At 73.5% G+C, this 26,646-nt stretch carries 20 protein-coding genes; 10 read left to right on the top strand and 10 right to left on the bottom strand.

The features are described 5' to 3' along the window. Positions 1-35 precede the first annotated feature (35 nt). Together NP064_RS04330 and NP064_RS04325 are read right to left on the bottom strand one after the other, a co-directional pair. Positions 36-1,604, bottom strand: coding sequence for a hypothetical protein (locus NP064_RS04330; RefSeq protein WP_227567739.1), 1,569 nt, complete (start codon positions 1,602-1,604; stop codon positions 36-38). Then, entirely contained in the window at positions 1,580-2,497 is a 918-nt protein-coding gene (locus NP064_RS04325) for an ABC transporter ATP-binding protein (protein WP_372456330.1), read from the bottom strand. The genes NP064_RS04330 and NP064_RS04325 overlap by 25 nt, the downstream gene beginning before the upstream one ends. 103 nt (positions 2,498-2,600) lie before the next feature. Here NP064_RS04325 and NP064_RS04320 point away from each other — a divergent pair, with 103 nt between their 5' ends. Further along, positions 2,601-3,947, top strand: a complete 1,347-nt coding sequence (locus NP064_RS04320) for a DNA recombination protein RmuC (protein ID WP_227567740.1) — start codon at positions 2,601-2,603, stop codon at positions 3,945-3,947. 36 nt (positions 3,948-3,983) lie between these two features. Here NP064_RS04320 and NP064_RS04315 read toward each other — a convergent pair whose 3' ends face one another. After that, positions 3,984-5,015, bottom strand: coding sequence for a 4-hydroxy-3-methylbut-2-enyl diphosphate reductase (locus NP064_RS04315; protein ID WP_227567741.1), 1,032 nt, complete (start codon positions 5,013-5,015; stop codon positions 3,984-3,986). A gap of 116 nt (positions 5,016-5,131) precedes the next feature. On the opposite strand from NP064_RS04315, the gene xseA reads away from it, so the two are divergent. The 3 genes from xseA (at position 5,132) to NP064_RS04300 (ending at position 7,674) form a co-directional block, all read left to right on the top strand. After that, positions 5,132-6,388, top strand: a complete 1,257-nt coding sequence (gene xseA, locus NP064_RS04310) for an exodeoxyribonuclease VII large subunit (RefSeq protein ID WP_227567742.1) — start codon at positions 5,132-5,134, stop codon at positions 6,386-6,388. Between the two features lie 78 nt (positions 6,389-6,466). Beyond that, positions 6,467-6,748: an exodeoxyribonuclease VII small subunit gene (locus NP064_RS04305; RefSeq protein WP_227567743.1), complete on the top strand. Its 282-nt coding sequence runs from the start codon at positions 6,467-6,469 to the stop codon at positions 6,746-6,748. Continuing rightward, the gene (locus NP064_RS04300; RefSeq protein ID WP_227567744.1) at positions 6,745-7,674 is read left to right on the top strand and encodes a carbohydrate kinase family protein; all 930 of its coding nucleotides are present in this window, start codon (positions 6,745-6,747) and stop codon (positions 7,672-7,674) included. Before NP064_RS04305 ends, NP064_RS04300 begins: the two co-directional genes overlap by 4 nt. A 12-nt stretch (positions 7,675-7,686) precedes the next feature. On the opposite strand, the gene NP064_RS04295 is transcribed toward NP064_RS04300, so the two are convergent. The 5 genes from NP064_RS04295 to NP064_RS04275 all read right to left on the bottom strand — a co-directional run bounded on the left by NP064_RS04295 (position 7,687) and on the right by NP064_RS04275 (position 13,609). After that, positions 7,687-9,099: a glycoside hydrolase family 15 protein gene (locus NP064_RS04295; RefSeq protein ID WP_227567745.1), complete on the bottom strand. Its 1,413-nt coding sequence runs from the start codon at positions 9,097-9,099 to the stop codon at positions 7,687-7,689. Positions 9,100-9,208: 109 nt separating this feature from the next. Next, positions 9,209-10,468, bottom strand: coding sequence for an ABC transporter ATP-binding protein (locus NP064_RS04290; RefSeq protein WP_227567746.1), 1,260 nt, complete (start codon positions 10,466-10,468; stop codon positions 9,209-9,211). A 29-nt stretch (positions 10,469-10,497) separates the two neighbouring features. Next, on the bottom strand, positions 10,498-11,343 hold the full coding sequence (locus NP064_RS04285) for a carbohydrate ABC transporter permease (RefSeq protein WP_284439688.1): 846 nt from the start codon (positions 11,341-11,343) through the stop codon (positions 10,498-10,500). Positions 11,344-11,345: 2 nt separating this feature from the next. Then, complete coding sequence (locus tag NP064_RS04280; protein WP_227567747.1) at positions 11,346-12,320, bottom strand: carbohydrate ABC transporter permease; 975 nt, start codon at positions 12,318-12,320, stop codon at positions 11,346-11,348. Beyond that, positions 12,317-13,609 carry an extracellular solute-binding protein gene (locus NP064_RS04275; RefSeq protein WP_227567748.1) on the bottom strand — a complete coding sequence of 431 codons (1,293 nt, stop codon included), beginning with the start codon at positions 13,607-13,609 and terminating at the stop codon, positions 12,317-12,319. The genes NP064_RS04280 and NP064_RS04275 overlap by 4 nt, the downstream gene beginning before the upstream one ends. 144 nt (positions 13,610-13,753) lie before the next feature. On the opposite strand from NP064_RS04275, the gene NP064_RS04270 reads away from it, so the two are divergent. The 6 genes from NP064_RS04270 to NP064_RS04245 all read left to right on the top strand — a co-directional run bounded on the left by NP064_RS04270 (position 13,754) and on the right by NP064_RS04245 (position 24,002). Then, entirely contained in the window at positions 13,754-14,410 is a 657-nt protein-coding gene (locus NP064_RS04270; RefSeq protein ID WP_227567749.1) for a carbonic anhydrase, read from the top strand. A gap of 74 nt (positions 14,411-14,484) precedes the next feature. After that, positions 14,485-15,894 carry a class II fumarate hydratase gene (locus NP064_RS04265; RefSeq protein WP_227567784.1) on the top strand — a complete coding sequence of 470 codons (1,410 nt, stop codon included), beginning with the start codon at positions 14,485-14,487 and terminating at the stop codon, positions 15,892-15,894. Between the two features lie 225 nt (positions 15,895-16,119). Next, positions 16,120-19,425: an FtsX-like permease family protein gene (locus NP064_RS04260; protein ID WP_227567750.1), complete on the top strand. Its 3,306-nt coding sequence runs from the start codon at positions 16,120-16,122 to the stop codon at positions 19,423-19,425. After that, entirely contained in the window at positions 19,422-22,205 is a 2,784-nt protein-coding gene (locus tag NP064_RS04255) for an FtsX-like permease family protein (protein ID WP_227567751.1), read from the top strand. The genes NP064_RS04260 and NP064_RS04255 overlap by 4 nt, the downstream gene beginning before the upstream one ends. A 70-nt stretch (positions 22,206-22,275) precedes the next feature. Continuing rightward, positions 22,276-23,277: an ABC transporter ATP-binding protein gene (locus NP064_RS04250; protein ID WP_227567752.1), complete on the top strand. Its 1,002-nt coding sequence runs from the start codon at positions 22,276-22,278 to the stop codon at positions 23,275-23,277. 56 nt (positions 23,278-23,333) lie between these two features. Next, positions 23,334-24,002: an ABC transporter ATP-binding protein gene (locus tag NP064_RS04245; RefSeq protein ID WP_227567785.1), complete on the top strand. Its 669-nt coding sequence runs from the start codon at positions 23,334-23,336 to the stop codon at positions 24,000-24,002. Between the two features lie 63 nt (positions 24,003-24,065). On the opposite strand, the gene phoH2 is transcribed toward NP064_RS04245, so the two are convergent. Together phoH2 and NP064_RS04235 are read right to left on the bottom strand one after the other, a co-directional pair. After that, a complete protein-coding gene (phoH2, locus tag NP064_RS04240) occupies positions 24,066-25,394 on the bottom strand; it encodes an RNA 5'-3' helicase PhoH2 (protein ID WP_227567786.1) in 1,329 nt (442 codons plus the stop codon). A gap of 414 nt (positions 25,395-25,808) precedes the next feature. Next, the gene (locus NP064_RS04235) at positions 25,809-26,570 is read right to left on the bottom strand and encodes an isoprenyl transferase (RefSeq protein WP_227567753.1); all 762 of its coding nucleotides are present in this window, start codon (positions 26,568-26,570) and stop codon (positions 25,809-25,811) included. Between the last annotated feature and the right edge of the window lie 76 nt (positions 26,571-26,646).

The following is a 26,646-nucleotide window of genomic DNA, read 5'->3' as shown; positions in this document are numbered from 1 at the left end:
CGGTCTCTCAGGGCGTCGCCAGCGTCACTCCGGCGTCAGGCGAAGCCGCGCATCGTCGTCAGCAGGTCGGGTGCGCGCCGGTCGTACTGCGCGCCGCCCAGCCGCACTCCCACCCTCAGGAAGACCGCCCCGAGCGCGATCGAGACCACGAGCGTGACGACTCCCAGCACGACCGAGCCGGTGAGCGCCGCCGCGACCGCGAGGCCCGCGCTGGGCAGGAGGAGGGCGCACAGGGCGACCATGCCGACCATCTGCGAGATCATCGCCGCCGTCTGGCTGCCCTGCGGCGTCGAGAACGGGCTCTCCCCCGGCTTCGGCACCGGGTACACCACGCGCGCCGAGACGAAGCTCGACGCGCCCAGCGACGTGGCCAGCACGCCCAGGCTGAAGCCGAGCAGCGGGACCGTCAGCCCCCAGCGCCCGCTCACGGCCAGCGACACGACCGCAAGGACGAGCGTCCCGGGGATCCCGATGGCCAGCGCCGCGCAGACGCGCCCCCACCGGTCGACGGCCCCCGTGATCGGCGCCGCGACGTGCGTCCAGAACGCGGTGCTGTCGTAGGCCACGTCCGCGGAGATCGCCCACCCGAAGAGCAAGGCGCCCACGGGCGCGGACAGGAGCAGCAGCAGGCTGTCGGCGCCGCCGAGGAAGGCCAGCATCACCGGGACCAGCGGCACCACCACCACCGCGCCGGCGTAGCGGGGGTCGCGCAGCCAGTAGACGAGGCTCCGCGCGGCGACGGCGCCGACCGGGGTCGCGGGGACACGGCCGAAGATCCCGAGCCCTCGCACCTTGGCCTGAGAGCCCTCACGCTGCTCGCCGCCCGTCAGCGCGCGGGTCAGCGCGCGGTCCCACACCCAGGCCAGCCCGGCCAGCGTCGCGACGGCGATGACCAGCTTGGCGACAGCGGGCCCCCAGCTCCCCGCCGCGACATCCGCCGGGAGGGCCCACGGCGCCCCGAACGGCGTCCAGCCCACCACCCGGGCGATCTCGGGCAGGGAGTCGGACACGCTCGACAGCCCGGACCCGACCGCGGCCATGATCGGCCCGAGCATGAACAGCGGCACCAGCACCACGATGGTGCCGATCTCGCGGACCTTGCGCCGGGTGACCAGCGGGGCCAAGGCCGTCGTGGTGGCCCGCGAGCCGACCACGCACACGGCCACTGCGAGCGCCGCGCCCACCACGCCGGCCGCCACCGCGGCCGGGTCCCGCCACCAGACGGCCGCCGACGTCAGGGCGACCACGACCGTGACCAGGCCGGGCACCCCGACGAGGCCCGCGAGCGCCAGCCCGACGAGGAGCTGGCGCCGGGGAATCCCGAACGTGGTGAACCGCTGCGGGTCGAGGGTGGCGTCCACCCCGAAGGCGACGAGAGGGATGAGCCACCAGCCCAGCACCAGGAGGCCGCCGCACAGCACCAGCGTGGTCGCGGCGACCTCCTGGTCGCCCTGCACGGCCAGCACCACCAGCCCGACCACGAGCAGCGCGGCGAAGCCCAGCCCGTACAGCAGCCCGATGACCAGGCCCACGACCTGCCAGGCGGAGCGGCGCAGGCCGTTGCGCAGCAGCGCGAGCTTCAGCGTGACGAGGTGTGCAACCACTCGAGGCCCTCCCCCGTGCTCCGGCCCCCGACGAGCTCCACGAACCGGTCCTCCAGGCTCGCGCCCGCCCGCACCTCGTCGACGGTGCCCGCAGCGAGCACGTGCCCCTGCGCGATGACGGCGACGTGGTCGCACATCCGCTGCACCAGGTCCATGACATGGGACGAGACGATCACCGTGCCGCCCGAGGCGACGTAGGACGTGAGGATCTCGCGGATGTTCGCCGCGGACACGGGGTCGACAGCCTCGAACGGCTCGTCGAGCACGAGCACCCGGGGCGCGTGCACGATCGCGCAGGCCAGTGCGATCTTCTTGGTCATGCCCGCCGAGTACTCGACCACCAGGGTGCGGGCGTCGCCCGTCAGGTCGAGGGCCGCCAGCAGGTCGGCCGTGCGCGCCGCCACCGTCTCGCGCTCCAGCCCGTGCAGGAGCCCCGCGTACATGACGAGCTGCTCGCCCGTCAGGCGGTCGAACAAGCGCACGCCGTCCGGCAGGATGCCGAGCAACGACTTCCCGCGCACGGGGTCGGCCCACAGGTCGTGGCCCAGTACGCGGACCTCGCCGAAGTCGGGTCGCAGCAGGCCCGTCGCCATCGACAGGGACGTGGTCTTGCCGGCGCCGTTGGGGCCGACGAGCCCGTAGAACGATCCGGCCGGGACGGTCAGGTCGATGCCGGCGACGGCCACCTTGGGACCGAACTTCTTCCACAGCCCGCGCAGCTCGAGCGCCGCGGGGGCGGTGCTCGCGGCGGGAGCGGCCTCGGGTCCCGGGGCCGGCGGCAGGGCGGTCTCGGGTACCGGTGGCGCGGCGGTCTCAGGGCCCGGGACCGGGGCGGTCTCTGGGCCCGGTGCGGGCGGCGGCGGTGTCGCGGGCTCGTGGTCGCTCGAGGTCACCCAGCCAGGCTAGTGGCGCTGCCGCCGCGGCGGGAGCCCTGACCAGCACGCAGATCCCTCCCCGATGGCAGGGCGTGTCGGCGGTCCGTGAAACTGTGGCGCCATGGAGATCCTCGCCGCGCTGGTCGCGCTCGTCGTCGGTGTGCTCACGGGAGCCCTCGTGGCCTCCCGACGGTCAGCCGGCCAGGTGGAGTCCGCGCGCGTCGAGGCGGCGCGCGCCAGCGGCCAGCTCGTCGCGGAGCGCGCCGCCCACGCCGAGCGGCTCGACGGCGTCCGCGAGGACCACCAGCGCCTCGCGGAGCAGTTCCGCGCCCTCGCTGCGGACGCGCTGGCGAGCAACAACGAGCAGTTCCTGGCGCTCGCCCACCAGCGCCTCGCCGCGAGCCAGCAGTCGCAGGTCGGCGAGCTCGCGCAGCGCGAGCAGGCGGTGCGGGCCCTGGTGGAGCCGCTGAGCCGCACGCTCGACGCGGTGCGGCACGAGCTCACGACGGCCGAGAAAGCCCGCCTCGAGGGGCAGGCCGCGCTGGGCGAGCAGGTGCGGGCCATGCGCGCGTCCTCCGAGCAGCTGCGGGCGGAGACCTCGCAGCTGGTGACGGCGCTGCGCTCCTCGCAGGTGCGGGGCCGCTGGGGCGAGCAGCAGCTGCGCCGGGTCGTCGAGTCGGCGGGCATGCTGGCGAACGTCGACTTCGTCGAGCAGGACCAGGTGCGCACCGACGACGGCCTGCTGCGCCCCGACATGGTGGTCAAGCTCGCCGGCGGCAAGAACGTGGTGGTCGACGCGAAGGTCGCCTTCCTGGGGTTCCTCGAGGCCAGCCAGGCCGCCGACGAGTCCGTGCGGGCCGCCCGCCTCAAGGCGCACGCCCGGCACGTGCGGGCCCACGTCGACGATCTGGCCGCCAAGCGCTACTGGGACCAGTTCGCGCCCGCGCCCGAGTTCGTCGTCATGTTCGTGCCCGCGGAGGCGTTCCTGCACGCTGCCGTCGAGGAGGACCCGACGCTGGTCGAGCACGCCTTCGAGCGCAACGTCGTGATCGCCACCCCCATGACGCTGCTCGCGATGCTCCGCACGATCGCGTACGCCTGGCGCCAGGACGCCCTGGCGTCGAACGCGCAGCAGGTGCTGACGCTCGGCAAGGAGCTCCACGGCCGGCTCGCGACGATGGGCTCCCACCTCGCCAAGCTGGGCCGCGCGATCGACTCGGCGGCGGGCGCGTACAACCAGACGGTCTCGTCGCTCGAGACCCGGGTGCTGGTCAGCGCACGACGCTTCGCGGACCTGCAGGTGGTGGACGCCGACCTGCCGACCCCGCCGCCCGCGAACCCGCAGCTCAGCGCCGTCAGCGCCCCGGAGCTGCTGGCGTCCGCGAGCGACCGCTACGTCGCGTTCGACGAGCGCGGGACCGCGAGCACGCGACTGGCCGCCGCGGACGCGATGCCGTCGGCCGACTGAGCCGGCGAGCCGCGACGGGTCAGAGCGGCTGGATGCTCAGAGCGGCTGGATGCTCAGGTCGCGACGCGTCCCGCGGCGGGGCGTGCTCACGTTGACGCCCATCCGCTTGAGGTCCGAGGCGAGCTCGCGCGGCAACGAGAACATCAGGTCCTCGGTGGCCGTCCGGACCTCCTCGACCTCGCCGAAGCCGTGCTCGGCCAGCATGTCCAAGACGTCCCGGACCAGGATCTCGGGCACCGACGCGCCCGACGTGACGCCGACGGTCGTGGCGCCCACCAGCCAGGCGGGGTCGATCTCCGCGGCGCGGTCCACCCGGTAGGAGGAGCGGGCGCCGGCGTCCAGCGCGACCTCGACCAGGCGCACCGAGTTCGACGAGTTCGCCGAGCCGACGGTGATGACCACGTCGCACTCGGGAGCCAGCTTCTTCACCGCCACCTGGCGGTTCTGGGTGGCGTAGCAGATGTCGTCCGAGGGCGGGTCCTGCAGGGTCGGGAACCGCTCGCGCAGGCGGCGGACGGTCTCCATGGTCTCGTCCACGGACAGCGTGGTCTGGGAGATCCACACCACCTTGTCCGGGTCCCGCACCACCACGTCGTCGACGTCGTCCGGGGAGTTCACCACCTGGATGTGCTCGGGCGCCTCGCCCTGGGTGCCCTCGACCTCCTCGTGGCCGGTGTGGCCGATCAGCAGGATGTCGTAGTCGTCGGAGGCGAACCGCACGGCCTCCTTGTGCACCTTCGTCACGAGCGGGCAGGTGGCGTCGATGGCCTGCAGCGAGCGGGCCTCCGCCGCGGCGTGCACCGCGGGCGAGACGCCGTGCGCGGAGAACACGACACGGGCGCCCTCGGGCACCTCGTCCGTCTCGTCCACGAAGATCGCGCCCCGGGACGCGAGCGTCTCCACGACGTACTTGTTGTGGACGATCTCCTTGCGCACGTAGATCGGGGCGCCGTAGTGGTCGAGCGCCTTCTCGACCGCGATGACCGCGCGGTCGACGCCGGCGCAGTATCCGCGCGGCGCCGCCAGCAGCACGCGCTTGCGGACGGAGGGGGACGTCGAGGTGGTCACGTCCGCCAGTCTAGGCAGGCCCCCGGGGCGCCTGTCCCCCCGGCCGCCGACGGTGTCCCCGGCTCGTGACAGGCTGGTCGGGTGCAGACCACGGACGCAGGACAGGAGCACGGCGCGTGAGCGCAGGCGAGGACCAGACCACCCCGGCGCTGCCCGCGAGGGCGCTGGACACCACCGCGGAGAACCCGTGGCCGGTGCGCCTGCTGTCGTCGAAGATCGCCGACTACGTGGCCCGGATGGCCCCCGTGTGGGTCGAGGGCCAGGTGGTCCAGCTGAACCGGCGCCCCGGATCGGGGATCGCCTTCCTCACGCTGCGCGACACGGACGCCGACATGTCGCTGCCCGTCTCGATGCCCGCGGGCGTCCTCGCGGCCGCCACCACCTCCGTCCAGGAGGGCGCCCACGTGGTGGTCCACGCCAAGCCGGTGTTCTGGACGAAGCGCGGCACGCTCCAGCTCAACGCGGACGCCGTGCGCGCGATCGGCGTGGGCGAGCTGCTCGCCCGGATCGAGCACCTCAAGCGGGTGCTCGCGGCCGAAGGGCTCTTCGACGCCGACCGGAAGGTCGCGCTGCCGTTCCTGCCGCGCGTGGTCGGGCTGGTGTGCGGTCGCGAGTCGAAGGCCGAGCACGACGTGGTCGTCAACGCCCAGGCCCGCTGGCCGCAGGTCGAGTTCGTCATCCGCGAGGTGGCGGTGCAGGGCGTGGGGGCCGTCGCGCAGGTCAGCGCGGCGATCGCCGAGCTGGACGCGCGCCCCGACGTCGAGGTGATCGTCGTGGCCCGCGGCGGCGGCGCCGTGGAAGACCTGCTGCCGTTCAGCAACGAGACGCTGGTGCGAGCCGCGGCGGCCTGCCGCACCCCGCTGGTCAGCGCGATCGGCCATGAGACGGACACCCCGCTGCTGGACCTGGTCGCGGACTACCGCGCGTCCACTCCCACTGACGCCGCCAAGCGGATCGTGCCCGACGTCGGCGAGGAGCGTGCCCGCCTGGCACAGGCCCGTGGTCGGATGCGGGCCGCCTTGACGCACCGCGTGGTGCGGGAGCGGGCAGGGCTGGACGCGCTGCGGTCCCGTCCCGTGCTGGCGCGCCCGACCACGCTGGTGGACGTGCGCGAGCACGACGTGCACCGCGCGCGGGACACCGCCCGGCACGCACTGGATCTGCTGCTGAGCCGTGCGGCAGGGCAGACGGAGCGGCTGGCCGCCCAGGTGCGGGCGCTCTCCCCCGCCGCGACCCTGGAGCGGGGGTACGCGGTGGTGCAGCGGGGCGACGGCGCGGTGGTGCGTGATCCGTCCGAGGTCGCCGCGGGAGATCCGCTGCGGGTGCGGGTGGCGCGTGGGGAGCTGCGCGCGGCGGTCCAGGCCGAGGCGTGACGCCTGCGCGCGGGCCGCGGCCCCTCGGTCCGCTGCGCAGCATGGCCGGAGGTGGGTGGGGGCTGGTTGACTGGTGCTGTGCCCACGCCGAACGGATCCGCCCCTGCCCCCGATGACGCCCTCGCGGCCGATGACGCCCTCGCGGCGCTGAGTTACGAGGAGGCGCGGGACGAGCTGATCGCCGTCGTCGCCCGACTCGAGGCCGGGGGCGCGAGCCTCGAGGAGTCGCTCCAGCTGTGGGAGCGCGGCGAGGCACTCGCGAGCCGCTGCCAGCAGTGGCTGGACGGCGCCAGGGAGCGGCTCGCGGCGGCCCAGAGCCAGGAGCGATCCGGCGAGGATGTCCCGGGCGAGTCGCGATGAGCCAGGCGCGGGCCCTCGTGGTGGGCGAGGCGCTGGTCGACATCGTGCGCCGGACCGACGGGTCCGTGAGCGAGCACGTCGGGGGGAGCCCCGCGAACGTGGCCCTCGGGCTCGCGCGGCTCGGCCGCCGGGCGGACCTCCTCACGTGGCTGGGCGCCGACGCCTACGGCGCGCTCGTGGTGCGCCACCTGGAGGCTTCGGGGGTGTCCGTGCTGCGCGGCGCCGAGACCGCCATCTCGACGCCGATCGCCACCGCGCACCTGGACGCCGAGGGCGCCGCGACGTACGACTTCGACCTCGTGTGGGACCTGCCCCACTCCTGGGACGAGTCGGCCGAGCCGCCGCTCGTGCTGCACACCGGCTCGATCGGCGCGGCGCTGCAGCCGGGCGCGCAGAAGGTCGCGCGGCTGGTCGAGGCACGCCGCCCAACGTCGACGATCACCTACGACCCGAACCTGCGGCCGGCCCTGATGGGCTCACCGCAGGACACCCTGCCGCTGGTCGAGTCGCTCGTCCTGCAGTCCGACGTGGTCAAGGTCAGCGACGAGGACCTGGCCTGGCTGCTGCCGGGTGTCGCCCCTGCGGAGATCGCGGAGGAGTGGACCCGGCGCGGGCCCTCGCTGGTGGTGGTCACCCACGGCGGCAAGGGCGCCTTCGCCTCGACCCGCTCGGGCGCGCGGCTCATGGTCGCCGCGCCTGCGGTGCAGGTCGCGGACACCGTGGGCGCCGGCGACTCGTTCATGTCGGGGCTCATCGACGGGCTGTGGGATGCCGGTCTGCTCGGCGCCGACCGCCGAGAGCAGCTGCGCGACGTCGACCCGGGCACGGTCGAGGCCATCCTCGAGCGCTGCGCCCGGATAGCGGCCATCACCGTCTCGCGGCCGGGCGCCAACCCTCCGACCCGCGGCGAGCTCGACCACGGCTGAGCGCCGAGCCCGTCAGTGCGCCGACTGCTGGCCCTCGTCGAGCTCGACGAGGGCCAGCAGGACCAGCGCCGATGTCCAGGAGAGCGGCGCGACGGCGGCCGGTCGGCCGTCCCACAGCACCTTCTCGGGCAGCGAGCCGGCGTCGGTGCGGTGCTCGTCGAGCCAGGTGAGCCATCCGGTGGCGCGCTCGTGGTCGCCCGCCGCCGCCGCAGTGAGCGCGAACAGGGCCGTCTGAGGCGTCCACGAGATGCCGTCCGCGCTCCAGCCCTCTCCAGGCGCGAGCCCACCGGCGGGCCGGCCCATCCCCACCGCGGCCCGCTCCCACGCCTCGACGACACCCGGATCCGCAGGGGCGAACGGCGGCATGAGGAACGCCACGCCCGCGTCGAGCAACGCGCCCCCGGCATGGCGGGGGTATCCGTGCGTCGCGAAGTCGCGTTCCACGGCCTGCTCCAGCTTGACCTCGAGCGCGGCGCCCCGGCGGGCCAGGTCCGCCGCCCAGAGCCCGGCGATCCCCCGCGGCATGTCCCCCGCGAAGTCCTGGATCGCGCGCGCGCCCAGCAGCAGCGCGCTGATCGAGCCGAGGGTCACGCGGGTCTCGCGGACCTCCCAGTAGTCCGGGCTCACCGCCGGGCTTCCCGTCTCGGGGTCGGTCACGTGCTCGATCGCGTCGAGCGCCCGGATCAGCGCGGGCCGCAGCTCCGCGAGCACTCTCGACGGGTCGCCGTCGGCGTGGCGGAGCCACTCGGCGGCCGCCCAGAGGAACCACCCGTCCCCGTCGAGCTGGATGCCCCGGTCGTCCGGCGGCAGGCCGCTGCCATCGGGCAGGTAACGAGCCTGGAACGTCCCGTCAGGGGACTGCAGGTCGGCGAGGTGGAGCAAGATCCGTGCGGCGTCCTCGGTGTGGCCGGTGCGGGCCAGCGCGACCGCGGCGAAGCTGGCGTCCCGCGGCCAGGTGTACCGCCACGCCCCGTTCGGGGCGGCGAGCAGGGCGCCGTCCTCCAGCAGCAGGGTGTCCAGGTCGAGCAGCGCCTGCCGGGCCATGTCCCCGTACTCCTCGGGCCCCGGCACGAGGCCGGAGGCCAGCCACCGGCGTTGCGCCGCCGCGAGGGCCAGCGACTCCTCGTGGTGCTCGTCGCCCTCCTCGGTGAGTCGGACATTGCTGCCCTCGAACCGCCCGACCACATCGTCGGCGCGCACGGTGACGACCCCCGACGGTGTGAGCACCGCGGTCTGGGAGGTCAGCGGGCGCTCGGCGTACCGCGAGCGCTCGGACGGGGTCGGGGAGCCTGCGACCACCAAGGCCATGGCGATGCCGCTGGCGACCAGCAGATGTCGGGTCGTGCGAGCTGTGGGCGCGCGACCGCGCACCACGACACCGACCGGCGACCCCGGAGGCGTCGACGCGCTTCGTCGCCCGACCATGCGGGCACTCTATCCGCGCCGGGCCTGGCGCCCGACGCCCCATGGTCCTGGTCCGCGAGGTGGTGGCCGCCCGACGCCCCACGTCGGCGGCGCGTCGCCGCGCGCCCGCTCAGGTCGAGGCGGCGGCCAGCCGCGCGGCCGCCCGGTCCAGCGCAGCCCTGCGGTCCTGCTCGTTCTGCTCGTCGAGGACCCGGGCGGCGTCCTCGTCGTAGGTGAGGTTCGTCCAGGACTCCGGGTCGAACACGAGCATGCGGGCCGGGTCGAACCAGAGCTGGTGCGTGTCGCCGTCACGGACCTTGGACTCGGAGCTCAGCGCCGCGACGAGCTGGGTGCGCATGCTCTCCCCGTCCAGGTCGCGGTCCAGCTCGTCGAGTTTGCTGGCCACGTCCGGGTGGGTGTCGAACGGGATGTACGCGTACTGCTCCGAGCCCAGCCACTCGACGACGTCCACCGCCGCGTCGAACGTGACGCCCGCGCCGCGCTTGTGGTCCTCGAGGAGCGCCGCGTCGGCGAAGTGGTCTGGGCGGATGCCCACGATCACCAGCTCCCGGTCGCCGAGCCGCTCGCGCAGCGACGGAGTGAGCGGGACGTCCGCGATGGGCAGCCGGAGCACGTCGCCCACCACCTCTCCGGGCAGGAAGTTCATGGGCGGCGAGCCGATGAAGCCGGCCACGAACAGGTTGACGGGCTGCTCGTAGAGCCCGCGCGGGCTCGCGATCTGCTGGAGCTCGCCCTTGCGGAGCACCGCGACCCGGTCGCCCAGGGTCATCGCCTCGGTCTGGTCGTGGGTGACGTACACGGTGGTGGTGCCCAGAGAGCGCTGCAGGCGGGAGATCTCGGTGCGCATCTGCCCGCGCAGCTTCGCGTCGAGGTTGGACAGCGGCTCGTCGAACAGGAACGCGCGCGCGTCGCGCACGATGGCCCGTCCCATCGCCACGCGCTGCCGCTGGCCGCCGGACAGGTTCGCGGGCTTGCGGTCCAGGTGGTCCTGCAGCTCGAGGGTCTCGGCGGCGAAGCGCACCTTCTCGCGGATCTGCTCCTCGGTGAACTGGCCCTTCTCGAGCCGCAGCGGGAACGCGATGTTCTCGAAAACGGTCAGGTGCGGGTACAGCGCGTAGTTCTGGAACACCATCGCGAGCCGGCGCTTGCGCGGCGCCTCCTCGTTGACCCGCTCGCCGTCGATGAGCAGGTCGCCCGAGGTGATGTCCTCGAGGCCGACGATCATCCGCAGCAGCGTCGACTTTCCGCAGCCCGACGGGCCGACGAGGATGACGAACTCCCCCTCGGCGATGTCCAGGCTCACGCCCTTCACCGCCAGGTAGCCGTCGCCGTACACCTTGACGATGTCCTTGAGCGAGATGGAGGCCATGTGCTTCTCCTCGGGAGGGGGCGGGCGCGTCAGCCCTTGACGGCGCCCTGGGTCAGTCCAGCGACGATCTGGCGTTGGAACAGCAGGACGAGGATGACGACGGGGATCGTGACGACGACCGCGGCCGCGGAGATCGCACCGGTCGGCTCCTCGAACTGCGAGGCGCCGGTGAAGAAGGCCAGGGCTGCGGGCACCGGTCGGGCCCGGTCGGTGGATGTCAGCGAGATGCCGTAGACGAAGTCGTTCCAGGCGATGAAGAAGGCGATCAGCGCCGTGGTGAACACGCCCGGCGCCGCGAGGGGCACGATGGCCTTGCGGAACGCCTGCCAGCTCGTGGCCCCGTCCACCTGCGCCGCCTGCTCCAGCTCCCAGGGGATCTGCCGGAAGAAGGCCGCGAGCGTCCAGATGGAGATCGGCAGTGTCAGCGACAGGTACGGGATGATCAGGCCGAGCCACGTGTCGTACAGGCCGATGTTGCGCCACAGGTTGAACAGCGGCGTGACGATCGAGATGGCCGGGAAGATCGACACCCCGAGCGCGGCCGTGAGGATCAGCCGCTTGCCGGGGAACTCCAGGCGCCCGATGGCGTAGGCCGCGAGGGTGGCGAGCACCACCGCGATCGCCGTGGCGATCAGCGAGATCCCGATCGAGTTGCGCAGCGACGACAGGAACAGCGTCTGGGCGTCGCCGACGAGGATCTGCTCGTAGTTGGAGGTCGACCAGGTCTTGGGCCAGAACAGTCCCAGGTTGAGCTGGCTGGGGAGCTTGAAGGACGTCGCGAAGATCGACACCACGGGGAACAGCGCCCACACCAGGACGAACACCGAGATCACGGCCCACCAGAACCGTTGGCGCCCCGTCAGTCTGCCGGTCATCGCTACTCCCCTCTCGCGCTGGCGAGATCGACCTTGAAGAGCTTGATCGCGACCCAGCAGATGAGGATCACGCACAAGAACAGCAGCACCGAGATCGCGGAGCCGAGCCCGATCTCCAGGCGGCCGATCGAGGTCTTGTAGGCGAGCAGGGACAGCACCGTCGTGCCGTTCGCGCCGTTGGTCATGATGAACACGTTGTCGAAGATGCGGAACGCGTCCAGGGCCCGGAACAGGACGGCCACCATGATCGCGGCCTTCATGTTCGGGATGATGACCCGCCGGAACCGCTGCCACGCGGTGGCCCCGTCCACCTCCGCCGCCTCCTCCAGGTCGCTGGGCACCTGCGCCAGTCCAGACAGCAGCAGCAGCGAGATGAACGGCGTGGTCTTCCAGATCTCGGAGGCGATGATCACGAACAGGCTGGTGCCGGTCTGCGCGAACCAGTTGAGGTCGGTGGAGATGCCCGGGACCCAGCCGAACCAGTGGTTGATGTAGCCGGAGTTGATGTCGAACGCGTAGAACCACGCGAACGCGGAGACCACGGTGATGATCCCGTAGGGCACGAGGATGGCCGTGCGCAGCAGCCCTCGCAGCCGCCGGATCGCGCGGTGCATCACCAGGGCGAGCGCGAACCCGAGGATCAGCTCGACCACCACGGTGACCAGGGTGATGAGCACCGTGACCGCCACGGACTGCCAGAAGAACCCGTCGCGCAGGATCACCCAATAGTTCTCGACCCCGATGAACGCCCTGTCGTCGGGCGTCGTCAGCCGGTACCGGAACAGGGAGTCGTAGAAGGCCTGCAGGATCGGGTACAGCGTGACGGCCAGCATGATCACGAACGCCGGGCCGGCGAGGTACCAGCCGAGCCTCGCCTCCGCGCGCGTGCGCTCGCTGTGCGCGGCCCTGGCCTGCTTGTCGGCGTCGTCACCGGCGCCCCGGCGCCGACCGCGCTCTCGTGTCGCCTCAGTGGTCACAGCAGTCGCTCCCCTCGCAGCACGGCCGTGATGAAGTCGGTTGACCTCTGGGGTGTCGAGTCGGGCGAGACGGAGGACGGCGGGTGCCAGGTCTCCTGGAGCCCGATCGACACGTCGTTGTAGTACGGCGTCTGCGGGCGCGGCACCGCCTGCTCGAGGGACTCGCGGATCACGGGGGCCATCGGGAAGGCCTCGAGGACCTGCGGGTCCTCGTAGGCGTCGGTGTTGGACGCCGGGTTGCCGTTCGCCGCGAAGTAGTACGCCTGGTGCTCGGGCGTGACGATGCACTCGGCCGCCTCGAAGGCCAGGTCGGTGTGCTCGCTGTAGGCCCCGACGCCGAGGTTGATGCCCCCGTACGGCGTGCCCGCGGGCGTCTGGGCGTCGACACGCGGGTAGATCGCCCAGCCGATGTCATCGAGCAGGCTCTGGTCGAGGGTGCCGTCCTCGACGCCCGCCTTGGTGGCCGACCACACGAACGGCCAGTTCACCATGAACGAGCCCTTGTCCCCCTGGAACACCGACAGCGACGCGTTCTCGTCCTCGGTGGGGAGCCCTGGGCCGGCGAGCCCTTCCTTGCCGATGGTGCCCATGATGCGCGCGGCCTCACGGCCCGCGTCGGTCTCAAGGCCGAGCTCGACCTCCGCGGCGTCGGCCGTGGGGTTCTCCACGATCTCGCCCCCCGAGGAGGAGACGAGCGCGTTGATCCACACCGTGAGGGACTCGGACTTGATGCCCTGCACCGCGAGGTAGACGTCTTGCGTGCGGACCGCGTCGATGAGCTGGTCCCACGTGACGGGCTGGGTCATGTCCAGGCCCGCCGCCGCGGCCACGGACTTGCGGTACCAGAGCAGCTGGGTGTTCGCCCAGAACGGCACCGTGACCAGCTCGCCCTTCCACGTGGCGCCCGCGAGGGCGCCGGCGACGACGTCCTGGGTGACGCGCTCCTGCACGTCCTCCGGGATGGGCGCCAGGAAGCCGGGCTCGGCCACCTCGGGGATGAAAGGCGGGTCCAGGCTCATCAGGTCGATCGAGGAGTCCTTCGCGGCGAGCCGCCGCGCGAGCTGCTCGCGCTGCGCGCTGGCGTCCCGGGGGAGCACCGATGTCTCGATCGTGTAGGCGCCGTCTGCGGCCTCGGTGCACTCCGAGGCGATCTGCGCCTGCCCCCCGTCGTCGGGGTTGATGTACCAGGTGAGCGTCGGAGCGCCCGAGCCCGATCCCCCGCATGCCGCGAGCCCTCCGGCGACCGCGAGCGCGAGCACCGTGCCGACCAGCCGTGTTCGTCTTCGCACGCTGCCCCCCCCATACCCCGCCGCGCGGCCCTGGCCACCAGGACTACACCCCGCCGTACCCCCCTGCCACTCGGGCGTCCGCCCCGGTGGACCACTCCGTGACCGTCGCGTCGCCCGCTTGGCAAGGCCTGCCAAGATGTCGCCATGTCCCGACCCACGACACCTGCCCAGGCCTGGACCGCGCTGCGGGAGGGGAACGAGCGATTCGTCCGCGGCGAGATGGCCCATCCCGCGCAGGGCATCGACCGACGTGCCGAGCTCAGCGCCGCTCAGGCCCCGTACGCGGTGATCTTCGGATGCTCCGACAGCCGGGTCGCCGCCGAGATCATCTTCGACCAGGGGCTCGGCGACGTGTTCGTGGTGCGGACGGCCGGCCACGTGCTGGACACCACCGTGATCGGGTCCATCGAGTACGGGGTGGACGTGCTGGGCGCCTCGCTCGTGGTGGTCCTGGGACACGACTCGTGCGGGGCGGTGGCGGCGGCCACGACGGCGCTCACCACCGGCGTCGTGCCAGACGGGTTCGTGCGCGCGATCGTCGACCGCGTGATCCCCAGCATTGTGACGCTGACCGGGGCGGCGCAGGGGCCGGGGATCGCCAGCGTCTCCGCCGCGGAGCTGGGCCATGAGCATGTGCGGCACACCGTGACGATGCTCCAGGGCTACTCGCGCTCGCTCGCGGACGCCGTCGCCGAGGGACGCTGCGCGATCGTCGGCGTCGAGTACGCGTTGGCCGAGGGTGACGTGCAGCTCACCAAGGCCATCGGCGACCTGGGCGAGGGCACGCCAGAGGTCCCCTGACACACCTGACCGCGGCGGCGGCGCGGTGAGAGGATGCGCGCATGAGTGAGCACGCCAATGACGCCGCCGCCCCCATGACCACCACAGCTCCCGCGGGGTTCCGCGTCGAGCACGACACAATGGGCGAGGTCCTCGTCCCCGCCGACGCGCTGTACCGGGCGCAGACCCAACGGGCGGTCGAGAACTTCCCCATCTCCGGCACACGCCTCGAGCGCGGCCACATCGAGGCCCTGGCCAGGATCAAGAAGGCCGCCGCCCTGGCCAACGCCGAGCTCGGGGTGCTGGACGCCGACGTCGCCGCCGCCGTCGCCGCGGCGGCGGACGAGGTCGCCTCCGGCGCCCACGACGCGCAGTTCCCCATCGACGTGTTCCAGACCGGCTCCGGCACGTCCTCCAACATGAACACCAACGAGGTCCTCGCGACGCTGGCGTCGGCTCGCCTCGGGCGCCCGGTGCACCCCAACGACCACGTCAACGCCTCGCAGTCCTCGAACGACGTGTTCCCCACGTCGGTGCACGTCGCGGCCACCGCCGCGGTGGTCCGCGACCTGGAGCCCGCCCTCGAGCACCTCGCCGAGGCGCTCGAGGCCAAGGCCGCGCAGTTCGCCACGGTCGTGAAGTCGGGACGCACGCACCTGATGGACGCGACGCCGGTGACGCTCGGGCAGGAGTTCGGCGGGTACGCCGCCGCTGTCCGGTACGGGGTGGAGCGGCTGCGCGCGGCCCTGCCCCGCGTCGCCGAGGTCCCCCTGGGCGGCACCGCGGTGGGCACCGGGATCAACACCCCGGCCGGCTTCCCGCAGCGGGTCATCGAGCTGCTGCGCGAGGACACCGGCCTTCCGCTCACCGAGGCGCGCGACCACTTCGAGGCGCAGAGCTCCCGCGACGGGCTGGTCGAGCTGTCCGGCGCGCTGCGGACCATCGCGGTGAGCCTCACGAAGATCTGCAACGACCTGCGCTGGATGGGCTCGGGGCCCAACACCGGCCTCGGGGAGATCTTCATCCCCGACCTGCAGCCCGGCTCGTCGATCATGCCGGGCAAGGTCAACCCCGTGATCCCCGAGGCCGTGCTGATGGTGGCGGCCCGCGTGATCGGCAACGACGCGACGGTCGCCTGGGCTGGCGCCAGCGGGTCCTTCGAGCTCAACGTGCAGATCCCGGTGATCGCCCTGGGGGTCCTGGAGTCGGTCAGGCTCCTCGCCAACGCCTCGACGGCTCTGGCTGACAAGACGATCGCGGGCATCGAGGCGAACGTCGAGCGCACCCGCGCGTTGGCGGAGTCCTCCCCGTCGATCGTCACGCCCCTCAACCGGGTGATCGGCTACGAGGCCGCCGCGAAGATCGCCAAGCACTCGGTCAAGCACGGAATCACGGTGCGAGAGGCCGTCGTCGACCTCGGCTACGTCGAGCGGGGAGAGGTCACCGAGGAGCAGCTCGACGCCGCGCTGGACGTGCTCGCCATGACCCGTCCGCCGCGGGCCTGAACCCCCTTTTCGCTCAAGTTTCATCCCCCTTCCCCCCAACGATTCGCGACGCCGCCGTGACCGAGGTCACGGCGGCGTAACGATGTCCGCACCGCCCGCCTGAGTACCGCGGAACCGCTCCCACAACGCGGTTGCCAGCGGTTACGTTCAGCCTTCCACCTCCCCGGCGGGAGGTGGCGCCCCGGCTCTCCCCCGGTGGCGACGGCTGGGTCAAAGGGGATCAGCGTGCGGTGGGCGACCAGGCTCGTTCTACGACGGGCGGCTACGCAACGCGTCGTCCTGGCGGCGGTGCTCGCGGTGGCGGTCGTCGGCGCGGGCCTTCTCGGCACGTTCGCGCTGCTGGTCTCCGCGAGCGACGACCGCGCCGTGACCGCAGACCTCGCCCGGCGCCCCGCGTCCGAGCTCGAGGTCGAGGCGGTCCTCACCATCGGCGCGAAGGACACCGACGCGGCCATCGAGGGGGCGGCGAAGGGCTTGACGGCAGCCCTCGGGGGCATGCCTGCCATCCGTCACGAGTGGCTCACGTCCGTCGACTACCGGTTCCCGTCCCCCCAGGCGGGCAGCCTTGACGTGCTACTCCGGCTCGCGGCGTTCGACGGCGCCACCGAGCACGCGCGGCTCGTCGCCGGGTCGTGGCCGAGCGCGAGCCCCGCGGACCGGATCGAGGTGGCGGTGCCCCGGGTCGCCGCCGACGAGCTCGGGCTGGCCCCCGGCACAGCGGTGAGCCTGCGCGCCTTCACGTCCAGGGACGTCGTCGACGTCGTCGTGGTCGGCGTGTACGAGGCCGAGCACTCGGCGTCCTACTGGTCCCGTGACCCGATGCGGGGCCGGCCGGTCGACCGGGGCGTCTCGATGCCGGGCAGCTTCGGTTGGCTGACCACCGACGCCTACGGCGCCCTGCTGACCACGCCCGCCGCGATCCGCGACGACCGGGTCACTGTGGAGGCCGCCAACGTCGTGCTGCGCCCGGACGTCCTCGGCGCGGACGGCGCCCAGCTGGCGGCGACCCGCGCGCACCTCCAGGACGGCCAGGTCGAGCTGGCCAGGTCGACGGCGTCCCTGCTGCAGAGCGCGCGCTTCGCGAGCGGCCTGCCCGCGGTGCTCGACGGCGCCCTGTCGGCGCTGGCCGTGACGCGCGTCGCGCTGACCGTGCTGGGCCTCATGCTGCTGGCCCTCTGCGCGAGCGTGCTGCAGCTGGGCGCCCGGCTGCTCACGGAACGACGCACTGGCGAGGCGGCGCTGCTGACGTCCCGCGGCGCGTCGAGATCGCAGCTGGTGCGGCTGGGCGCCCTCGAGGCGGCGGGAATCGCGGCCGTGACGATCGTGGCGGCCCCCTGGGTCGCCCGCGGGCTGTACGGCCTGCTCGCCGCCGAGTCGGGCTTCACCGCCGCGGGCCTCGACGCCGACCCGGGCCTCCCGGCCAGCGTGTGGCTCACCTGCTCGGGGGCCGCCCTGTTGTTCGCGGCCGTCTTGGTGGCGCCCCTGCTGCGCGGCGGGGCCAGCGTCGTCGACTCCGAGCAGAGCGAGATCCGGCAGGACCGCCGCACGATGATGACCCGCTCGGGCATCGACCTCGCCCTCGTGGCCCTCGCGGTGGTGGCCTTCGTCCAGCTCCGGCAGTACCGCTCCCCCGTGCTCCGCTCCGGCGGGGTGGACCCGGTGCTGGTGGCCGGTCCCGCGCTGTTCCTGCTGGCGGGGGCCGCCCTGGCGCTGCGGCTCCTGCCGCTCGTCGCCGGCCTCGCGGAGCGTCGCGCGCTCCGCAGCCGCTCCCTCGCGGCGCCCTTGGCCTCATGGGAGGTCGGCCGGCGCCCGCGGCGCGCGGCGGGCGCCGTGCTGGTCCTCACGCTCGCGGTCGCGATCGGGGTGTTCGCCCAGTCCTTCCTGGCCACGTGGTCCCTCTCGCAGTCGGAGCAGGCCGCCGCCCGGGTGGGCTCGGACCTGCGCGTGGAGCGGCTGCCGCTCGAGCCCTTCGAGCAGTCGTCCGTCATGGCCGGGCTGGAGCACGTGGGCGCCATCTCGCCCGTGCTCAACCGCACGGTGGCGCTCGGGCGCATCGCGTCCACCGGCCCGAGCTACTCCACCCGGACACGCCTGGTGGCCATGGACGCCTCGATGGCCGAATCGATCGTCCGGTCCCGCGAGGACACCTCGGACTGGGCGGCGCTGCTGCGCCCGGCCGGGCTCCAGGAGAACCTCGCAGTGCCCCTCTCGCCCGGCGTGCGCTCCCTGTCCGCGGTCGTGACCGGCACGGGCGCCTCCGAGGACCGAATCGGCGACCTGGGCCTCAAGCTCACCGTGATGGTCATGGACGCCCACGGCATCACCACCACGGCGGCTGTCGAGGGGCCAGCGCTGGTACCGCTCGACGGCGAGCCGCAACCCGTCACGCTGCGGCTCCTCGGGGACGACATGCGGGTGGCCGAGCCGTTGTCCCTCGTCGGCTTCTTCGGGACGCTGTACGGCCGGGCGGGCACCGACTACGACCTCGACGCTCGGATCCCCGGGGATCTCGACTTCGAGATCGCGGTCTCGGAGCTGGCGGAGGTCGACTCCGCGGGCGCCGCGACGCCGATCGAACTCGACCTGGGCGCCTGGTCCGCCCAGACCAACCCTGACCACGGCGACCCGAGCGAGCCGGTCCAGGTGTGGGACGGCGGCGCCGCGCACGGCCTCGGCGTCCGCTACGAGAGCCCGGGCTACCGCTACGGCACGCAGACGGGGTTCGCGGCCACCGCGACGTCAGGCCAGCTCGATGTGCTGCCCGCGCTCGCCACCCAGCGGATGCTCGACAGAGAGGGCCTCGAGGTCGGCGACACGGCGATCATCGGCATCTCCGACGTCCCGGTGCGCATCCGCGTGGAACGGGCGCTCCCCGAGATCCCCGCGGCGCCGGGCGCCGAGGCCGTGCTCGTCGACCGCACCGCGCTCGTGCACGCGCTCGCGGCCGGCGGGGCGCAGCACAACGCCGTCGACGAGTGGTGGGCCGAGGCCGCCGACGACCACGCCTCCGAGGCAGCGGCCGTCATCCGCGAGAAGCACGCCGGCACGGCCGAGGCCCGCGTCGACGTCGAGGAGTCGTTGTCCCGCGGGCCCCTGCGGCTCGGCGTCACCTCGGCGCTGCTGCTGATCACCCTGGCCGCCGTCGCCCTGGCGGTGGCCGGCCTCACCATGAGCGCCACCGTCTCGGTGCGCCAGCGCAGGCTCGAGCTGGCGCGGCTGCAGGCGCTCGGCGCCGCGCGCTCGACCCTCGTCCGGTCGGTCCTGGCCGAGCACTCGCTGCTCGTGCTGATGGGCATGCTGGGCGGCGGGGCGCTCGGCGCCCTGATGGCACGGCTGGTGGCGCCGCTGCTGACCCTGGGGGCCAACGGGCGCCCGCCCACTCCGACCGTCCAGCTCGTCTGGGCCTGGACGAGCCAGACGACGCTGCTGGTGACCCTGGCGGCCCTGCTGGCGGTCGCCGTCACGTGCACGGCCACCGCGCTCATGCGGCGCGCGTCCGCCGAGCTCCTGAGACTGGGGGACGACCGATGACCTTCCTGGCTGATCGCCGCGCCGTGGTGCGCGCCGCCCGGTCCACCGTGGGCGGGGCGCGGCTCGTCGTCCCGCGGCGCTCACTCGCCGACCGGGGCCTGCTCGTCGGGCATCTGGTGCTGATCACCGTCCTGTGCTTCCTGACGCTGATGGGACCGCGCCTGCTGGTCAACGGCGCCGACGCAGGGCTGCGCGGAGCCGCGGAGGACGCGGGGCCCTCCGCCGACCTGATCGCGCGCCTGCCCGACCCGTTGGCCGGCGCCGAGCGGTACCGCGCGTCCGGCGCCGCCAACCGGCTCAAGGCCAGCGCGACCCGCATGGCCGAGGCGCTCCCCGCCGACCTCAGGGCGCTCACCGACGCGCCCCGCGCCGAGTTCACCGGACAGTCCCCCGTGGCGATCGACGGCCGGCAGACCATCGTCACGTACGCCTGGTGGTCGAGCCTGGACCAGACGCCGGTGCGGTGGGTGCACGGCGGGCCCCCGGCCGCGTCCCCCGAGCCGTCGGACGAGCTCGACCCCGACATGGACGTCGAGGCCCTCGCCGCCAACGGGTTCGAGGCCGAGCCTCCCCCCGGGCGCATCGAGGTCGCGGTGTCGCGGGCCAACGCCGATCTGCTGGGCCTCACGGTGGGCCAGGAGATCGCCGTCGTGCGGAACACGACCCAGAAGACGACGCTGGTCGTCGCGGGCGTCTACGAGGCGGACGACCCCACCGACCCCGCTTGGGGGACGGTCGACGGGCTGCTGGAGGCGAGGACGACGCGCGGTGCGGCCGGCACGCAGGTGCTCGGCGTGATGCTCAGCGACGAGTCGCTCCCCGACGCCGCCCTCTACCTCATGCCCGTCGCGCAGACCCTCGAGGTTCGGTTCCCGCTGGCCGTGGATCGGCTGCGGAGCACCGACTCCGCCGAGATCGAGACCACGCTGCGGCGCACCATCGTGAACAGCTCGGAGCTGCAGACCCGGTGGGGCGTGCCGACGGTCAACAGCGCGCTCACCGAGATCCTGCCCGGGTTCCGCGTCCAGCTCCAGGGTGCCCAGGCCCAGGCCTTCGTCATGTTCTTCGGCGTGGTCCTCGTGGGGGCTCTCGCGCTCATCCTCACCGCCCGGCTGGTCCTCGAACGGCGCCGGGCGGTGCTGATCGCCGAGCGGGCCCGAGGCGCCTCCGTGGCGTCTATCGCACTCAGGCTCGGCCTGGAGTCGGCGCCGATGGCGTTGGCGGGCTTGGCGTTCGGGGCACTCGCCACCCTGCCGTTCGCCCTCGGCGCGGCCTGGACGTGGACCCCCGCGCTGCTCGTCTCCGCGACCGCCTCCCTCGCGACCCCGCTCGGCGGGGCATGGATCGCCGCCCGCGCGTGGGGCGGGCGGCACGTGCCCGCGAACCGCAGCGACCGCGAGCGCCTGGCCGCCCGGCGACGGGCCCGCCGCCTGGTCGTGGAGCTCGCGCTCATCGTGCTCGCTGGCGGCGCCGTCGCCGCAGTGCGCGGCCGTGGACTCCTGCAAACCCAGTCCGCCGGCCCCGATCTGCTGCTCTCCGCGACCCCTGGCCTCATGGCGGGCGCCGCCACCGTCGTCGCCCTGCGGGTGCTCCCGCCGGTGCTCCGCCTGGCCGGGCGCCTCGCGACCCGCGGGCGTGGGCTCGTCGCAGTGGTCGCCAGCGCACGCGCGGCCCGGGCGACCGGCGGCGGCCTCCCGCTGCTGGCTCTCGCTGTGTCGATCGCGATGATGGTCTTCGCCGGGAGCATCGCCACCACCATCGACCACGGGCAGGTGCGGGCCTCCGCGCAGCAGGTGGGCGCCGAGGTGAGGGTGGACGGCGCCATCCCGGAAGGCGTGGCGTCCCAGCTCCTCGCCGAGCCCGGGGTGAGCGCCGCCGCGACGGGGGTGCGGACGTTCGAGCGCTCCCTCAACCGCGGGTCCGGCGTCAAGGTGACGTTGCTCGTTGCGGACGCGGCGCAACTCGACACGATCCTCCGCGCGCACGACGACCGCTACCAGGGCGAGCTCGACCTGATGGCCGCTGGCGGGTCCGGCGCCCCGAAGGCCCTGGTCTCGCCGGGTCTCGTCGACGTGGTCGAGAGGGCGGGCGCCTCCGTGCTCCAGGGCAAGCACTTCGTCCAGCTCGACGTCGTCGGCGTCACCGGGCTGGCAGAGCCCGACGAGCACCTGGTCGTCGTGGACCTCGCCCAGATCGAGGCGGCATCCGGCGAGCCTGCCGAGCCGGACACGCTCTGGGTGGACGGACCGGGGGCGAGGGCGGCTGTCACGGCGGTCGGCCTCGACACCAACCCGCGCGTCACTGTCACCAGCCGTGCGGAGTGGCTCGCGGAGACCCGCGACGCGCCGCTCGGCTCTCGCCTCGTCGACCTGCTCCTCGCGTCCGCGGTGGTCCTCGCCGCCTTCGCGTCGCTGACGATGGCGCTGACCGTCGTGGCGAGCGCCCCCGAGCGCGGCAGGACCTTGTCGGCGCTGCGCACGCTCGGGCTCGACGGGAGGCTGGCCCGGCGCATCACGCTGGGCGAGCTGCTGCCGGTGTCGGTCGCGGCGGTGCTGATCGGCGTCGGGCTGGGACTCACCGTTCCCCCGGTGCTGCACGGCGCGCTCGGCCTGAGCGAGGTCACGGGCGAGCTGCGCGCCGGGCCGGTGTCCGTCGCCCCCGCCTCCATCGTGCTCGCCGTCGGGGCGACAGCCGTCGCGCTCGCGGTGAGCATCGCCGTCGAGGCGGCCGTGCGGCGGCGCGACAGGCTGGGCGACGTGCTTCGGGTCGGTGAGCGATGAGACGGGAACGACCAGCAGGGCAGGCGCCAGGCGCCATCGTGACAGCACGGCCGACGACGGGAGACGACCGGTGAGCAGCACCCAGACCGACGACCTCGACACCCTCGAGACGTTGGAGAGCAGAGCACGCCAGCGCCCTGAGGAGTTCGGCCACAACGCGCTGATCGCGTGCGACAACCTCGTGCGGATCTACCAGTCCGAGGGCATCGAAGTGCAGGCGTTGCAGGGCCTGGACCTCCTCATCGAGGCCGGCGAGGAGGTCGCGATCATCGGCGCCTCGGGGTCCGGCAAGTCGACGTTGCTCTCGGTGCTCTCGGGCCTCGACGTGCCCACCGCCGGCCGGGTCCGGGTGGGCCCCTGGGACCTGATGGCCATGACCGCCCGCCAGCGGGTCGAGTACCGGCGCACCATGGTGGGCTTCGTGTGGCAGCAGACGGCTCGCAACCTGATGCCGTACCTCGAGGCCGCCGAGAACATCGAGCTGCCGCTGGCCATGGCCGGGGTCGGCCGCCGTGCCCGGAAAGCCCGGGCGAGCGAGCTCCTCGCCATGCTGGGCGTGGGCTACTGCGCCGAGCGCCGTCCGTCGCAGATGTCCGGCGGCGAGCAGCAGCGGGTGGCGATCGGCGTGGCGCTGGCCGCCTCCCCCCAGGTGCTCTTCGCCGACGAGCCGACGGGGCAGCTCGACACCGCCACCTCGGTCGAGGTGCTCGAGTCCCTGCGCTCGGTGAACCGGGAGCTGGGCGTGACCGTCGTGGTGGTCACGCACGACCCCTCGGTCAGCGAGCACGTGCAGCGCACCGTGTCGATCCGCGACGGACGCACCAGCTCCGAGGTGCTGCGCCGCACGCACACCGACGAGCACGGCGACGAGTCGGTCGTCGCCGAGGAGTACGCGGTGCTGGACCGCGCCGGACGGGTCCAGCTCCCCCGCGAGTACCGCGAGGTTCTCGAGCTGAGCGACCGGGTGCGGCTCGCGCTCGAGCAGAGCCATGTGGCGATCTGGCCGGACCGGTCGCCGAGCCCGGCGCCACGCCAGGCGCCCGTTCCCACCCAGGCCGAGGAGTCGTCGTGACCAGCACCGCCCACACCACCGCCACCACCTCGCCGGCCGCCGCCACTCACGAGCCGATGGTCCGGGTGGAGGGCCTCTGCCGCGCCTTCGGCAGCGGCGCCGCCGCCGTCCACGCGGTGCGGGACGTGTCCTTCACCGTGCAGCCCGGCGAGCTCGTCGCGCTGGTGGGCAAGTCCGGCTCGGGCAAGACGACGCTGCTCAACCTGATCGGCGGCCTGGACCGGCCCGACGCCGGACAGGTGGCGGTGGACGGCCGCGACGTGACCAGCCTGGACGAGCGCGGCCTGGTCGAGTTGCGCCGGGACGTCATCTCGTTCGTGTTCCAGACCTTCGGGCTCGTCCCGGTGCTCTCCGCCGCCGAGAACGTCGGGGTGCCGCTGCGCCTGCGCAAGCTCCCCCCTGAGGTCCGGGAGGAGCGCGTCGCCCTGCTGCTCGAGCTGGTGGGGCTGCGGGACCACGCGCTGCAGCGGCCCGGGGAGCTCTCGGGCGGCCAGCAGCAGCGCGTCGGGATCGCGCGCGCCCTCGCCAACTCGCCCCGACTGCTCATCGCTGACGAGCCCACCGGCCAGCTCGACACCGAGACCGGCCTGGCGATCATGGCCCTGCTGCGGGCCGTCGTGCAGGCCGAGGGCATGACGGCCATCATCTCGACGCACGACCCGCTGATGATCCAGCTCGCCGACCGCGTGATCCGGTTGGCTGACGGCCAGCTCGTCGACGACTGACCTGCCACAGCGCGCGCCGGGGCCCTGAGCGACGAGGGCCCCGGCGCCTCGCCCGGCCCGGGTTCAGCCCTCGATCCCCTCCAGCATCTCCGTGACGAGCGCCGCCACCGGCGACCGCTCGGACCGGGTCAGGGTGATGTGCGCGAACAGCGGGTGCCCCTTGAGCGCCTCGATCACGGCGGCGACGCCGTCGTGACGGCCCACCCGCAGGTTGTCGCGTTGCGCCACGTCGTGCGTGAGCACCACACGAGACCCCTGGCCGATCCGCGACAGCACGGTGAGCAGCACATTGCGCTCGAGCGACTGCGCCTCGTCGACGATCACGTACGCGTCATGCAGCGAGCGCCCGCGGATGTGGGTGAGCGGTAGCACCTCGAGCAGGTCGCGGGCCATCACCTCGGCCACCACGTCGGGGCTCACCAGGGCTCCCAGCGTGTCGAAGACGGCTTGTGCCCAGGGGCCCATCTTCTCGGCCTCGGTGCCGGGCAGGTACCCGAGGTCCTGGCCTCCCACCGCGTACAGCGGCCGGAACACCATCACCTTGCGATGCTGGCGGCGCTCGAGCACGGCCTCCAGCCCGGCGCACAGCGCGAGCGCGGACTTCCCGGTTCCGGCGCGGCCGCCGAGGGAGACGATCCCGACGGCCTCGTCGAGCAGCAGGTCGATGGCGATGCGCTGCTCGGCGCTGCGGCCGTGCAGCCCGAACGCCTCGCGGTCCCCCCGCACCAGTTGCACCCGCTTGTCCGCCGTGACGCGGCCCAGCGCCGAGCCCCGGGGCGAGTGGAGCACCAGGCCGGTGTGGCAGGGCACGTCCAGCACGGCGGGGTCGGGCGCGGCCTCCGCGCCGGGCCCGACCGCGCCGGCGGCGCCCAGCTCGGCGAGCGCCAGGCCCTCCTCGTCCCACAGCCGGGCCATGTCCTGCTCGGTCAGGTCGAGCGTGTCCATGCCGGTCCAGCCCGAGTCGATCGCCAGCTCGGCGCGGTACTCCTCGGCGCGCAGGCCGACCGCTGAGGCCTTGACCCGCATCGGCAGGTCCTTCGAGACCACGGTGACGTCCCGCCCCTCGGCGGCGAGGTTGGCCGCGACGGCGAGGATGCGGGTGTCGTTGTCCCCGAGCCGGAAGCCGGCGGGCAGCGCGGCCAGGTCGGTGTGGTTGAGCTCGACGCGCAGCGTCCCGCCCTGGCGGCCCAGCGGGATGGGCACGTCCAGGCGGCCATGGGTGACCCGGAGGTCGTCGAGCATCCGGAGCGCGGACCGCGCGAAGTACCCGAGCTCGGCGTGGTGGCGCTTGGCCTCGAGCTCGGTGACCACCACGACGGGGAGCACCACGTCGTGCTCGGCGAACCGGTGGATGGCCTGCGGGTCGGAGAGCAGTACGGACGTGTCCAGCACGTGCGTGCGCCGACTCTCGTCCGGGGAGGCCCCCGGGCTCGTCGGTGCGGGGGTTCGCTGCTCCTGGTTGGCCACGGCTGGCTCCCTCCGGCGCCTCAGCGACGCCGTGTCGGGCCCCTCGTGCCGTTCCACCCTGGGCGTAGGCGGCGGGTGGCGCGGCACGCGGTGACGGGTTGAGGGCGGCCGGCCGCGGTGGGCCGGGTCCGGCCCTCCTCCTGGAGCAGGTGCTCCATGGGCAGGCCTCCCGTGGACGGCGGATGCCGTCCGTCGCAGTGAACGTTACGCCCGGTCTGCGCGGGTTCGACCCGGACACGCGCCCGTGCGCGGGATTCACCGGATCGTGGCGGCGGCGCGCCCGGTGGAGCCGTCGACGCCCCAGGACCGGGGCCGGCGATGGCGGCGGCTCGACCGCTCCTACCGGCCGAGCCGGCGCTCGCGCGCCGCGTAGGCCCGCACCGCGCGCAGGAAGTCCACCCGGCGGAAGTCCGGCCAGTACGCCTCGCAGAAGTAGTACTCGGAGTGCGCGCTCTGCCACAGCAGGAAGCCGCCGAGCCGCTGCTCCCCCGACGTGCGGATGACCAGGTCGGGGTCCGGCTGCCCCTTGGTGTAGAGGTGCTCGGCGATGTGCTCGACGCTGAACGACTCGGCCAGCTCGTCGAGGGTGGTGCCGGCACGGGCGTGCTCGCGCAGGATGGACTGGACCGCGTCGGCGATCTCGCGCCGGCCGCCGTACCCGACGGCGACGTTGACGTGCAGTCCGGAGACGTCGCGCGTGCTGGCCTCGGCCTCCTTGAGGGCCTGCACGGTCGCGGCGGGCAGCAGGTCGAGCGACCCGACGGCCTGGACACGCCACCGCCCGGTGCTGGCGAGATCGCGCACGGCGTCCTCGATGATGCCCAGCAAGGCCGTGAGCTCCTCGGCGGAGCGGGAGAGGTTGTCCGTGGAGAGCATCCACAGCGTGACCACCTCGACGCCGATCTCCTCGCTCCAGGTGAGCAGGTCGGCGATCTTGTCGGCGCCCCGCTGGTGCCCTGTGGCGGCAGAGGTCCCGGCATTGCGCGCCCAGCGCCGGTTACCGTCGAGGATGACGCCGACGTGGCGCGGGACCTGCTCCGGCGAGAGCGACGCCGCGATGCGTCGCTCGTACAGGGCGTAGACCGGATGGGGCAGGCGCACGCGCGGGACGCTCCTTCATGGTGCTGAGGTCGTGAGGGCACACACGGTACTCGCCCGCACGTCGCCCGATGACCGA

The sequence above is a fragment of the Cellulomonas chengniuliangii genome (assembly GCF_024508335.1).
GTDB classification, from domain to species: domain Bacteria; phylum Actinomycetota; class Actinomycetes; order Actinomycetales; family Cellulomonadaceae; genus Cellulomonas_A; species Cellulomonas_A chengniuliangii.
The sequence above is the reverse complement of the archived record's forward strand: the minus strand, read 5'-3'. Positions and strand labels throughout refer to the sequence as shown.